This window comes from Methylophilus sp. VKM B-3414, assembly GCF_032248435.1.
GTDB classification, from domain to species: Bacteria; Pseudomonadota; Gammaproteobacteria; order Burkholderiales; family Methylophilaceae; genus Methylophilus; species Methylophilus glucosoxydans.
Genome location: NZ_JAVTLI010000007.1, coordinates 210,014 through 221,865 on the forward strand (window position 1 = coordinate 210,014; position 11,852 = coordinate 221,865).

The window sequence follows — 11,852 nt, forward strand, 5'->3', positions numbered from 1 at the left end:
TTTGTCATTTTAGCCTCAGCTAAAATTATTTGTTCATTACGTACATGGTTACTTCAAAGCCGAAACGCATTTCAGTCGCTGCTGGTTTAGTCCACATGGTAGATCTCCTAGATAAAGTTAACAATCAATCAAACGTGTAGCCAGTATGCCTGCCCGCCAGCCTTTTGTTGAGCGCGCTTTTACGCGAATGCAACTCATGATTTTCACCAGCCTGATGTTAACAGAAGCAAATTCTTTGCTGTATCCTTCAAATTATTAATGTAAATCGTTATCATTACTATTAACAGAAGTTGAGCCTAGACTCAACCGCACGCCTCTCTGCCTGGCAGAGCCTTTTATCCAATGGGAGTTCTCATGTATTACCACTCATCGACATTACGGCCGATTGCGCTGGCTTTGCTTTTGGCCAGTGCAACCCAGGCGACATACGCGCAAGCAGCCGACGCTGCAAAAAATGATACCGAGTCTGACACTTTGCCCGAGGTCACGGTCAAGGAAAAGAAAACCAGTCGCACGGACTATCAACCACTGGTGAATAGCACGGCAACCAAGATTGCTGCACCACTGCGAGATATTCCGCAAACGGTGGATGTGGTCCCTGCGCAAATTATTCAGGACCAGGCCGCGCACTCGTTACAGGATGTATTGAAGAACGTGCCTGGCGTCTCGCTGAATCTGGGTGACGGCCAGCGTGATCAGTTTGTGATTCGTGGTTTTGATGCGATGGGTGACATGTATATTGATGGTATGCGTGATGACGCGCTGTATTACCGTGACCTGTCGAATATTGAGCGCGTGGAAGTGCTCAAGGGGCCAGCCGCGGTATTGTATGGCCGTGGCTCTTCTGGCGGCTTGATTAACCGTATCACCAAAAAACCTGGCGAGACCATCCGCACCATTAAACTCAACGGCGGCTCTTACAAACAGCGCCGCGGCGAGTTTGATGTCGGCGACAAACTGGGGGATTCAGCGGCCTTCAGGATCAACGGCGCGGTAGAGGATTCTGGCAGTTTTAGAAGCCAGGGCTTTCTGGAACGGCAAAACCTCGCCCCTTCATTGCACTTGCAACTGGGAGAAGATACCAGCTTGTTGTTGCAGGTAGAAAAACTGCATGACCGCCGAGTGACCGACTTCGGGATCCCGGCTTATCGGGGCAAGCCACTCAACATTGATCCAGACACCTACTATGGCTCACGCAATGCCCGCGATGATGATTACACCGACTCAGATGTGTTGTCTGGCCGCGCGGTGTTGAAACACCAGATTAACGACCAATGGTCCGTGCGCAATATGGTTGGCGCCTATCATTACGAAATGGATCGCAACAACACACTGGTTTCAGGGGTGAATGATAATTTGCGCACAGCGACCCTGACGCACAACCAGCTATGGCGCCAGGATGATGGCTGGTTCAACCAGTTTGAAGTATTGCAAAAAGCCGAATGGGCTGGCATGCAGCATCAATTACTCTACGGCCTGGAGGTGGGCGAGCAACGCAAAACCATGAAACGCTGGGCCTGGAGCAATCCGACGGTGACCGTCTCCCTGTTTGATCCGGTATTACCCAGCCTGTCACAGTTTGGCGTGCGCGGCAGCAATCCCAACCTCAGTAACCAGACCATCCTGCAAGTGACTGGCGTCTATGTGCAGGACATGATTACGCTTTCCGAGCACTGGAAGGCGCTGGTCGGCAGCCGCCATGACCGCTTCGCGCAAAAGGTTGAAGACCGCTTGTCTACGGTGAGCCCCGAGCGCACAGATCATACCTGGAGCCCGCGTGCTGGCCTGGTCTACCAACCCACGGATTGGCAGTCTTACTATATTTCATTGAGTCGCTCTTTCCAGCCCTCTGGCGAAACCTTGAGCTTCTCGCAGCAGCAAAGCCAGCTAGCCCCGGAAGAGACCAATAATATTGAAATCGGCAGCAAAACCGATTTTTTCAATGGCAAATTGTCTACCACCGCCGCCCTGTTTCATCTTGAGCGCGAAAACATCAAAGGGACTAATCCAGTCAACAATGCCTTGATAGGCGTGGGGACACAATTAACAGAAGGACTGGAGTTGACCATGACGGGTGAACTTGCGCCACGCTGGCAAGTGTTTGCTGGCTACGCCTATTTGGATGCGCGCATCACTGACTCAGTAGCGATACAAAACGGCGTTGCCTTACAAGGCAAACGGGCAGCCCTCACCCCAAAAAACAGCGCCAACTTGTGGGTAATGCATCAACTCAATGAAGGCTGGAGTGTGGGCGGTGGCCTGAATTATGTCGGTAATCGCTATGCGTCGAATGACAATCTGGTGGCCCTCGGTAGTTATATGACGGCAGATGCAGCAGCTATTTATCATAGCTCACGTTACGACCTTGCGTTCAATCTGAAAAACCTGACCGATAAGCGTTACTATGCTTCTGGCCACGGTACCAGCAATAACCTCAATGGTCCTGGTGCGCCGCGCCGCGCAGAAGTCACACTGACCATGCATTTCTAATGCCTGTGCCCCAAACAAAAAGCCCGACATCGAGTCGGGCTTTTGTCATTTTAGCCTCAGCTAAAATTATTTGTTCATTACGTACATAGTCACTTCAAAGCCAAAACGCATTTCGGTCGCTGCTGGTTTAGTCCACATGGTAGATCTCCTAAAAAGTTAACACTCAAACGTGTGACTAGTATGAGCGCCTGCTTGAAAATTGTTGAGCGCAGTTTTACGCGAATTCGGCTCATGATTTTCATCAGGATTGCGCTCTTAAGCGGTATGCAGTTTAAGTCGACTGGGGTTCTGGCAGCGTGGCCAAATGCAGCGTTTGAGTTGGAAAAGCCACTTTAGCCCCAAGCGCCGAAATGACTTCCCCCACTTTGATCAACACGTCCTGTTTTACATGGTGATACTCTTCCCAAACCCTGGTGCGGGTAAAAGCATAGATCATGATATCCAATGAAGACTTGTTGAAAGTGACAAAATTCACGATCAGGGTTTGAGACTGATCAATCTCTGGGTGATGTTGCAACATGTCTCGAACTGCACTGACAATCCCAGCAATTTTATCAAGGTCAGCATATCGAATACCTATGGTTTCACGGATACGGCGGTGACTCATGCGCGAGGGGTTCTCAACCGCAATGGTCGTAAATAACATATTGGGGATATAAATCGGGTTTTTATTGAAGCGGCGAATCCGTGTATGCCGCCAGCTGATCATTTCAACGGTGCCTTCAATGTCCTTGTCAGGCGAGCGTATCCAGTCGCCGACACTAAACGGACGGTCAAGATAAATGGTCAATCCGCCAAAAAAGTTCGCCAAAATATCTTTTGCGGCAAAACCAATGGCGATGCCGCCTATGCCCCCGGCAGCCAATAATCCAGAAATACTTATCCCTATGGTCTGCAAAAAGGTGATCAGCGTAATCACCACGACCAACAAATAACCTAGCTTACAAAGTGCATCGATGGTCGTTTGATCAACCTGACTGTCACTGCGCGTGTCGCGGGTCATGAACTGCTGACGAAACTCACTGATCGTACGCCAGAAAAACCAACTCACAACCAGCAAAAAGCCAATATCCCGCACCAGCGAAATCATCTCCAGCCACTCTTCAGGATGATGGGCTTTGGCATATAGCTTAGCCATGTAAGCCAACCCTAATAACCAGATGAGCGCTGGTAACGGGCGGCTCGCACCATAAACAAGTGCATCATCCAGATAACTGCGGCTATATTCGGCAACGCGTTTCAGTCTATGCAGTAGTAGGCTAGAAACGCCATGAAGCACTGCTGTGATCGCAAATATGACCAGAAGCCGTATGTATAACGGCTCACGTAACATCGAAACAACCCATACCTCATGCCACCACTGCACTACTCAACCTCCAATACATTAATGCCAATGCATTTTAGAGCAATTTTCATAAATGCCCAATTGATTACTGACTACATAGATTAAATGTCATTGGAGGCGCAAAAGCGGAGACGGCGTCGCTTCTGGCGGTTAATCGTCCCCAGCATCGCAAGCGGCACGCCGTTTTTACCGATGCACAATCATACGCATACTAGGCTAAAAATGCGTCGACAGCCTGGATAAATAATTGCGGCTGTTCTGCATGCACCCAATGATCGGTGGGCAGGCTGACAAAGCGGGCTTGAGTGAAGTGCTGGCTAATTGTGTGCATGTCTTGCGCATTGACATAATCACTCCGCTCCCCGCGAATAAACAGACTAGGCATCGTCAGGCCAGTCGCCACTGGCGGCAAAAGTGCTGACTGCAGTTGCCCATAATTGGCTTTGAGGGCCGCGAGATTGAGCCGCCACTGCAAGCGACCATCCACCTTATGCAGATTGGTGAGCAAGAACTGGCGCACCATCAGGTTGGGGATAGCAGGAGCGAGCGCTTTATCCACGTCACCGCGGGACGCGCACTGGTGCAAGTCTACCGCCAGCATGGCGTCTATGAGCGGCGTGTGCACGTCGGCATAAGCGCGCATGGCCATATCCACCACCATCAGCTTGCTCACGCGTTGCGGCCATTGCATGGCAAACTGCATGGCCACCTTGCCGCCCAGCGAATGGCCTAATACATGCACTTGCGTCAGCTTCAAATGCTCACACACGGCCAGCACATCCGCCGCCATTTCGGAATAGGTTTGCGACTCATGGTGCGGTGAGCGGCCATGGTTACGCAAATCGACACTGATCACCGAGCGCTTCTGGGCGAAATACCTGGCAATACTGCCCCAATTGTCGGCGGAGCCAAACAGACCATGGAGCAATAACAAAGGCGTGCCACTGGGTTCAGTGGACGCGTTCAAGACTTGATGATGTAGCAACGGAAAAGTGGTAGTCATGGTAAAAAAGATTTCAACGGTGAGTGAAGCGCTAAAGCGCTATCTTATCGTACTTACAAACTTCGTCAGTCAACTCCTACGGCAGGATCAGAATCCGGTGTATGGCTGGCCCTGCGCATTTTTTGAATAATGAGAGCTCGATGATTTTGAAAGGACTGCACATGAAAACGACATTGAAATCCATTTTGCTGGTAAGTGCTTTATTGTTGCCGATGGCAAGTTTTGCCGCGGATGGCGACTCCATTGGTACCAAGGTAGAAGACACCGTGATCACGGCCAAAGTAAAGGCGGCCTTGGCCAAGGACAAAGCCGTGAGTGCCACCGATATCAAAGTTGAAACCGACAGCAATGGCCTGGTGCAATTATCTGGCGTGGCTAAAACTAAGGCCGAAGCAGATAAAGCAGTGCAATTGGCTAAAAATGTCAAAGGTGTGACTGCTGTGAAAGACGATATTGTGGTCGCACAGTAAGTCCCCACGCTACGATCTTCTCTCCGTTGCCCCTGTGCCAGCCATGGCCAGGGGCATTTTTTTATGCCGCGTAACCCATGGATGAAGATAGGTTCGGGGCCTCACTGGTCTGTTGCTACCGCCACTCAGTATGCAGCAAGGGGCTTAAGCTCGTGATCGTTACTTGACGTCGGTGCCACCCTGTTTCGGATCCTGCTGAAAGCGTTTGCTTTTTTCCATATTGCCAGGCTTGGAAGACTGGGCATTTTGCGGCTGGCTGGCGGTGTCTTTGGTGTTGGGCGGCAGATTATTATTATCTTGCTGCGGCTCCAGATAGTTACCGTTTTTGGTGGTATCCGGCACCTGGTTTTTTTGTTTTTGCGCCGGAGGCACGGCATCGGGAGAGACATGATCCGCAGCCAGGCTGGGCACACTGCTAGCCACCAACAGGGCTGCGATCAAAAAAGAAAGGGGATTGTTCATAGGGGCATCCTTATCAAAGAAGAAGAAAACCTGTCTGGTCAGACAGGCATGCTTCTATGCTAAGGATGCACGGGCAGGCTGTATGTCAGCCTAGCGACCTCAAATTTGTAGGATTATCACGAAGCGGCGTCTTCATTGCCGGTCAGTTGGCCGTGGCTACGGATCCAGGCAATGACTTTGAGTAACTCATCCGGGGTGATGCCGTTATTCGGGTCTGAAGGGTCCATCAAGCCTTTGCCTTTGGCCCCCATGCCGCCATTGGTGCCATGCCACACGGTTTCAAACATGCCTTTATTGGTGGCGTCTTTGGCATAGTTATAGTTGGGGCCGGTGAGCGCAGGGCCCACTTGCCCACCCGCTTCCGGGCCATGGCATTGGGTGCAAGAATATAGTTGGAAGATTTTTTTACCTGCTGCAATCGCATCTTCTTTACCCACATAAGGGTTCTTACCTGTCGCTAAAAATTCTTTGGCGGCTGGCGTATCAAACAATTCGGGCTTGATTTCCAATGGCGAGCCATCCTGGGTGGTGACAAACTTGATCGTTTCAGTGCTGGCAGCCGCCTCGGCTTTAGCAGAGGGATCGCCGGAAGCCGTGGTTTGCTTGTCGCAGGCAGCCAGGCCGGTGACTAACACCAGCAAGGCCAGACTTGTTTTAGCACGCAATGTTGCATTCGGGCTTGCTTGAGGCAAGGTAGCCATTGGACGATTTTCCAGGCCAGTTTTTAATCTCATGATGGTCTCCTCAATGGTAAGGGTGATTGGAAAAATGAATGTGTAAACGATTATGGAGAAAAGCGAAACCAGTGCCCATGTCACAACGGCGCAATTTATTGTAGGAGTTGTCGGACAGGAAAACGGGCAACATTCAGGGGCGCCACGGTATTGAGTTAAGCATGACAGAACGAGGGATTCCGCCGGCAAAAGACACCCCGTCTGCACTGTCAGACAGGTCTGACATGACAATCAGTCATGTGCCTATATTGGCTGCTTGGGCGCTTTTCTTACACTTCAGGCCTGAAGACACATTCAAACCACCTGCTTTTTTACTGCGGCGGCGACGCGAAAGTTCATCGACATCTTCATTTGACGCAACGCAGCAGTCAAAGCGGGGCTTTATTTTTTGACGGAAACACGGACAACTGTGAGGAGTCACCCATGTACAACCGCCCTATTAATGTGCTGCCTCTGGAAGCACGCCCACTGGATGCCCTGACGCTGGAGCAGTTCTGGCATTGGCATCAGGCCAAACAACAAGAAGAACAACAGGCCTTGACCCAGGCCCAATTACTGCTGAATCAGCTATTTGAAGACTATACAAATGCGTTTGCCCTGCGTTTATGGAATGACCAGTTGATTTATGTGGGCGAGCAATCACCGGTATTTACGCTGTCACTGTCTGCAGAACTGGTACGTGATCCTCACTTGTTGACCAACCCCGTCCCCTGGATGACTGCGTATATAGACGGTCACATCCAGGTCGTGGGCGACTTTCACGCCGCACTGCAATGCCTGGAATACTTCCAGTCTCTGCCTGTCCCCTTGGCCACCACACTCGCGCGTGCATTACGTGCCCTGGCACCATTACCACCTAGCCACGGCGCCGCACCAAAGTCTGGGCTGTTGCCACTCAACTACGATGCGCCGGCTGAGTTTTATCGCCATTGGCTGGATGAACGTATGCTGCATTCCTGCGCCTATTTTTGTGGCCAAACGCGTGAGCTCGGGCAGGCGCAACAAAACCAGCTGGAACTGATTTGCCTGAAGCTGCGTTTGCAACACGGTGACCATTTGCTCGACCTTAGTGGCGGCTGGGGCGGACTGGCCTGCTGGGCCGCCAAGCATTACGGGGTCTTTGTGCATGCTTATATCCAGAACCCTGCCCAATATGCCTATGCCAGCCAGCTGATCCAAAGCGAACAACTCACCCATCTGGTGACACTGATCCCTGGCGACTATCGCGCTGTGGCGGCACAAGGCCAGTACGACAAAGCCGTGTGTATCGGGGTCGCCGAACACGTAGGTGAGCCGCATTTGACTGCGTTCTTGAATACAGTCCATGCCGCGCTGACACCGGGCGGCTTGTTTTTGAGCCATGGCATGACCAACGAGCGCGCAGCCTGGCAGCCAGAGGACCCAACCCATACGCTGGTGAATCAGCAGTTGTTCCCGCAAGGCAAGCTGGCCACCTTTCCACAGCTGTTGCAGTGTATGGATGCCGCCCAGTTTGAGGTGTTTAACATTGAGGGACTGCGCCAGCATTTTGTTCAGACCCTGCGCCACTGGCTGAGTGGACTGACGTCGCAACACCAGGACATCACCCGCACCCTGGGCGAACGCAGTTACCGTGCGTGGCGACTGTATCTGATGTCCAGCCTGATCCAGTTTGAACAGGGACTCACCGGCATTCACCAGATTGTGGCGACCCGGCGCTAGCTGCCATCTGGCAGGCCATGCCATGAAAACCAGTCTGGCAAAGACCAGAAACAGATGATAGAGAGGAGTACACGATGCATACCGCCACAGACCGTCCGCCCCGTTTTCAACTGTCCCTGATCAGCGGTTGCCTGCTGGGACTGAGTGCCTGTTCGCCACCGGCCCAACTGCCTGAGTCGGCCAGCTATGGGCCAGCACCAGATCTGTCCTCCTATCATGCCAGCTGGCTTCCCACCGTCCATGTGGCAAAAGCGGTTGGCTGGCCGCAAGGTGAAAAACCAGCCTCTGCGCCAGGCACCCATGTGGTCGCGTTTGCCAGCGACCTGCATCACCCGCGCTGGCTGTATGAGTTGCCTAATGGCGATATTCTGGTGGCAGAAACCAATCACCCACCTAACAAAGAAGGGTTCAGCCTCAAAAGCTGGATTGCCAGCCTGTTTATGAAAGACGGCGGCGCAGGGGCTGAGAGCATGAACCGCATCATGCTGCTGCGCGACAATGACGGCGATGGCGTGGCAGAAGAACGACATGTCTTTATCAAAGACCTGCATTCGCCGTTTGGCATGGCCCTGATTGGGGACACCTTTTATGTGGCCAACGCTGATGCCTTGATCAAATTCCCTTACCAGCCAGGCCAGACTGAAATTACCGCCGCCCCCACCAAAGTCACCGACCTGCCCGCAGAACGCAATCATCATTGGACCAAAAATATTTTGCCCGCGCCAGATGGCAGCAAACTCTATGTTAGCGTCGGCTCCAACAGCAATGTCGGTGAAAACGGCATGGACGAAGAAAAAGAGCGGGCGGCTATTTGGGAGGTCGATGCAGTCTCTGGCCAGCATCACATCTATGCTTCCGGCTTGCGCAATCCGAATGGCATGGTATGGGAACCGCATACTGGCGACTTATGGGTCGTGGTCAATGAGCGAGACGAACTCGGCAGTGACCTGGTGCCGGATTACATGACCTCGGTCAAACAGAATGGCTTTTATGGCTGGCCCTACAGCTACTACGGCCAACATGTAGATGAGCGGGTACAACCGCCCCGCCCAGATCTGGTTGCCACAGCGATCCCTCCTGATTATGCACTGGGCACACACACGGCTTCACTGGGCCTATTCCCGGCCAAAGGCAATCAGCTGCCCGAGCAATTTCAAAACGGCATGTTTGTCGGCCAGCACGGCTCCTGGAACCGTCAGCCTTACAACGGCTATAAAGTCATTTTTGTGCCATTTGAAGCAGGCAAGCCCGCTGGGCAACCCATTGACGTACTGACCGAGTTTTTAAATGCAGACGGACAAGCCCGGGGGCGTCCCGTCGGTGTGATTGTTGATAAAAAAGGGCAGTTGCTGGTGGCAGATGATGTCGGCAATGTGATCTGGAATGTCAAAGGCAGCCATAAAACTGCCCGACATACCGACTCGAACGCCTCTGAGAATAGGGAAGCAACCAGCGGTGTGCATGCGACCGTAGCCGCACAAGATTAAAAATTAAAAACATTAAAAAATAACTGGAAGGCGTTTTAAGCCCCGGTATTCGCGTGCCGGTTTTGATCACACAGAAACGAGACGAGACCGCCATGAAAAAATTATTACTGGTTTATGGTCATGCCCTGAGCCATCACGCATTACACACCCTGTTACAAAATGACCTGCGCCTGCAGCTGCTTTACGAAGTGCCGACGGTGCGCGAAGCGATTCGCCTGATCCATCAGCAACCGCTGGATGCGATTATTCTGGACATTTCGGCCCCCAACCAAAATGGTCTTGAAGTTTTGTGCGATCTCAAACATGCCGCACCGGGGCTGCCGATTCTGGTGATTAATGGCAGTGAGCGGCCTGACCGCATGATTCATTTCATCCGTCTGGGCTGTCAGGGCTATCTGCCTTACACCACGCAAAGTTCGCAGGTGATACCAGCCATCCGCAGCATTGCATGCGGAAAATCCTGCCTGATGCCGCGCCACCGCCAACTGTTGACGGAGTCACAACCCATGCGGCATGAGCAGTTATCGTTGCGGGAGTTACAGGTCTTGTTCAAGCTGATCAAAGGCCAACCGGTCAATGCCGTGGCAGACGAGCTTGCCATCGCGCCGGGCTCTGTCAGTGTCTTCCGCGCCAAAATCTTGCGCAAAATGGGGGTGACCAATAATGCGGCGTTGATCCGCTATGCGCTGACGCATGGCCTGATCCCGGCCCCGACCACGTTGAGCCGTCAGACCCGGCAGAACCCTGACCAGACGGATTCAAATAACACCGGCAGCCTGGCTAAAGTTTTTTGACGGCAAATTGGAGTTGTTCAATGGTTTCCCACGAAATCAACGAGCCGATCAGAATCACGCCAAAACCCAGCCCGGCGGTGCAGACGATGGCCAAGGTGAGCGAGAACATTGCCCCGCGTTCACGGATGCCAAACACATAGCGCACACCGCGGTACACCAGCGCAATGGCAATCAGTGCCGCCACCCCATGCACCAGCACATTAACGCTCAGGCTGGGGACCAGGTAAAACAACGAAGTGAGCCACAGCGGTATTGTCGCCAGCGTGATTAACAACAGCGCATCCCGGAAGCCCGGCTTCACACCCACCATCTGCGCCAGATGCTGTGTAATCCATGCCATCACCAGCACCAGCAGCAATTGCAGAAACAACAACTCGACGCTCACCATCAGCAAGCGGTTACCTGGTAATTGGTCAAAAAACAATTTGGGCACCTGATGATCCAGCCGCAAGTACATCGTGATACAAGGGATCAAGGACAGTGGCAATATATAAAATATCAGCAACTGCGTGACACCGGGTTTGGGCATCGCGAGCACCTTGGGCTGCTCACTACGCGGTGTCACATAGTCGAATAAACGGATGGGATTCATCATCATCTCCTGTAAAGAACGATGCGCCATTATGCAAGCAGGACAGCCGCATCCATACCCGCAACAGGCTGATCTGACTGTCAGAATTTACGTTGGCCGACGGAAACATAAGCAGCCCCTTGGCGTGGCCTGGTGGGAGAAATGGGCCTATCTGCCCAGATAAGCGGGCCTATAGATAGCCATTCTTACACCAGCTTGCGCATTCATCCGATGGGGGGCCAGGCTGTGCTGTCGCATACTCAGATCTTCTCACCATCAACAAACGCTTTTGGAGACTGAGACATGACAGACAGAGACGATTTCATTGCTACCCTGAACGATTTGATTGAGGTGTCCCGCGATGGCGAAGAAGGTTTTCGCGCATCGGCTGAGAATGTAGATCATCCCCAACTCAAGGCTTTTTTCATGCGGCGCTCGCAAGAGGTGGCGGCCAGCGTACAAGAGTTGCAAGGGCTGGTGCGCTCGCAGGGGGGCGAACCCGCCGCCTCAACCAGCTTGGGCGGCGCGCTGCACAGACACTGGATAGATCTTAAAACAGCCCTCACCAGCAACAATACGCTGTCGGTGCTTAATGAAACCGAACGTGGCGAGGATGTGGCGCTGAAGGCTTACCAAGAAGCCGCTGAAATGGATTTGCCAACCCATATCCGTACTGTGGTTGTTCGTCAGCTCGAAGGCGCAAAACGCAATCATGACGAGGTGAAGAAATTGCGGGATGCCGCGCAGGCAGAGGCCGATGCGCATTCTTAAACCAGGCCAGAAAGTCACACCCTG

Annotated in this window: 13 protein-coding genes; 6 read left to right on the plus strand and 7 right to left on the minus strand. The window is 52.5% G+C overall.

The annotated features are described in order from the left end of the window. Positions 1–25: 25 nt before the first annotated feature. Entirely contained in the window at positions 26–97 is a 72-nt protein-coding gene (gene pqqA, locus Q9292_RS08290; protein WP_081624291.1) for a pyrroloquinoline quinone precursor peptide PqqA, read from the minus strand. 257 nt (positions 98–354) lie between these two features. On the opposite strand from pqqA (Q9292_RS08290), the gene Q9292_RS08295 reads away from it, so the two are divergent. After that, positions 355–2,490, plus strand: a complete 2,136-nt coding sequence (locus tag Q9292_RS08295) for a TonB-dependent siderophore receptor (protein ID WP_313986730.1) — start codon at positions 355–357, stop codon at positions 2,488–2,490. A gap of 66 nt (positions 2,491–2,556) precedes the next feature. Here Q9292_RS08295 and pqqA (Q9292_RS08300) read toward each other — a convergent pair whose 3' ends face one another. The 3 genes from pqqA (Q9292_RS08300) to Q9292_RS08310 form a co-directional block, all read right to left on the minus strand. Then, positions 2,557–2,628, minus strand: coding sequence for a pyrroloquinoline quinone precursor peptide PqqA (gene pqqA, locus Q9292_RS08300; protein WP_081624291.1), 72 nt, complete (start codon positions 2,626–2,628; stop codon positions 2,557–2,559). Positions 2,629–2,761: 133 nt separating this feature from the next. Continuing rightward, a complete protein-coding gene (locus Q9292_RS08305; protein WP_313986733.1) occupies positions 2,762–3,628 on the minus strand; it encodes a mechanosensitive ion channel family protein in 867 nt (288 codons plus the stop codon). Between the two features lie 418 nt (positions 3,629–4,046). Next, entirely contained in the window at positions 4,047–4,838 is a 792-nt protein-coding gene (locus Q9292_RS08310) for an alpha/beta fold hydrolase (protein WP_313986736.1), read from the minus strand. Between the two features lie 161 nt (positions 4,839–4,999). Here Q9292_RS08310 and Q9292_RS08315 point away from each other — a divergent pair, with 161 nt between their 5' ends. Beyond that, positions 5,000–5,308, plus strand: coding sequence for a BON domain-containing protein (locus Q9292_RS08315; protein WP_194748498.1), 309 nt, complete (start codon positions 5,000–5,002; stop codon positions 5,306–5,308). Between the two features lie 159 nt (positions 5,309–5,467). On the opposite strand, the gene Q9292_RS08320 is transcribed toward Q9292_RS08315, so the two are convergent. Next, positions 5,468–5,770 carry a hypothetical protein gene (locus Q9292_RS08320; RefSeq protein WP_313986739.1) on the minus strand — a complete coding sequence of 101 codons (303 nt, stop codon included), beginning with the start codon at positions 5,768–5,770 and terminating at the stop codon, positions 5,468–5,470. Positions 5,771–5,886: 116 nt separating this feature from the next. After that, a complete protein-coding gene (locus Q9292_RS08325) occupies positions 5,887–6,471 on the minus strand; it encodes a cytochrome c (RefSeq protein WP_313986976.1) in 585 nt (194 codons plus the stop codon). Positions 6,472–6,927: 456 nt separating this feature from the next. On the opposite strand from Q9292_RS08325, the gene Q9292_RS08330 reads away from it, so the two are divergent. The 3 genes from Q9292_RS08330 (at position 6,928) to Q9292_RS08340 (ending at position 10,486) form a co-directional block, all read left to right on the plus strand. Then, positions 6,928–8,205, plus strand: coding sequence for a cyclopropane-fatty-acyl-phospholipid synthase family protein (locus tag Q9292_RS08330; protein ID WP_313986742.1), 1,278 nt, complete (start codon positions 6,928–6,930; stop codon positions 8,203–8,205). 74 nt (positions 8,206–8,279) lie between these two features. Further along, positions 8,280–9,692 (plus strand): sorbosone dehydrogenase family protein, encoded by a 1,413-nt coding sequence (locus Q9292_RS08335; RefSeq protein ID WP_313986745.1) that lies wholly within the window; start codon positions 8,280–8,282, stop codon positions 9,690–9,692. Positions 9,693–9,784: 92 nt separating this feature from the next. Beyond that, on the plus strand, positions 9,785–10,486 hold the full coding sequence (locus tag Q9292_RS08340) for a response regulator transcription factor (RefSeq protein WP_313986747.1): 702 nt from the start codon (positions 9,785–9,787) through the stop codon (positions 10,484–10,486). Here Q9292_RS08340 and Q9292_RS08345 read toward each other — a convergent pair. Beyond that, complete coding sequence (locus Q9292_RS08345) at positions 10,473–11,078, minus strand: Yip1 family protein (RefSeq protein WP_313986749.1); 606 nt, start codon at positions 11,076–11,078, stop codon at positions 10,473–10,475. The two genes, Q9292_RS08340 and Q9292_RS08345, sit on opposite strands and share 14 nt — an antisense overlap. 282 nt (positions 11,079–11,360) lie before the next feature. Here Q9292_RS08345 and Q9292_RS08350 point away from each other — a divergent pair, with 282 nt between their 5' ends. Beyond that, the gene (locus tag Q9292_RS08350; RefSeq protein ID WP_194748504.1) at positions 11,361–11,828 is read left to right on the plus strand and encodes a PA2169 family four-helix-bundle protein; all 468 of its coding nucleotides are present in this window, start codon (positions 11,361–11,363) and stop codon (positions 11,826–11,828) included. Positions 11,829–11,852 lie beyond the last annotated feature (24 nt).

Bases quoted from the DNA above. Each gene is read 5' to 3' on its own strand.
- Q9292_RS08350 (WP_194748504.1), top strand. From the start codon at position 11,361: ATGACAGACAGAGACGATTTCATTGCTACCCTGAACGATTTGATTGAG.
- Q9292_RS08330 (WP_313986742.1), top strand. From the start codon at position 6,928: ATGTACAACCGCCCTATTAATGTGCTGCCTCTGGAAGCACGCCCACTG.
- Q9292_RS08320 (WP_313986739.1), bottom strand. From the start codon at position 5,770: ATGAACAATCCCCTTTCTTTTTTGATCGCAGCCCTGTTGGTGGCTAGC.
- Q9292_RS08325 (WP_313986976.1), bottom strand. From the start codon at position 6,471: ATGGCTACCTTGCCTCAAGCAAGCCCGAATGCAACATTGCGTGCTAAA.
- Q9292_RS08335 (WP_313986745.1), top strand. From the start codon at position 8,280: ATGCATACCGCCACAGACCGTCCGCCCCGTTTTCAACTGTCCCTGATC.
- Q9292_RS08340 (WP_313986747.1), top strand. From the start codon at position 9,785: ATGAAAAAATTATTACTGGTTTATGGTCATGCCCTGAGCCATCACGCA.
- Q9292_RS08310 (WP_313986736.1), bottom strand. From the start codon at position 4,838: ATGACTACCACTTTTCCGTTGCTACATCATCAAGTCTTGAACGCGTCC.
- Q9292_RS08305 (WP_313986733.1), bottom strand. From the start codon at position 3,628: ATGGCTAAGCTATATGCCAAAGCCCATCATCCTGAAGAGTGGCTGGAG.
- Q9292_RS08315 (WP_194748498.1), top strand. From the start codon at position 5,000: ATGAAAACGACATTGAAATCCATTTTGCTGGTAAGTGCTTTATTGTTG.
- Q9292_RS08345 (WP_313986749.1), bottom strand. From the start codon at position 11,078: ATGAATCCCATCCGTTTATTCGACTATGTGACACCGCGTAGTGAGCAG.
- Q9292_RS08295 (WP_313986730.1), top strand. From the start codon at position 355: ATGTATTACCACTCATCGACATTACGGCCGATTGCGCTGGCTTTGCTT.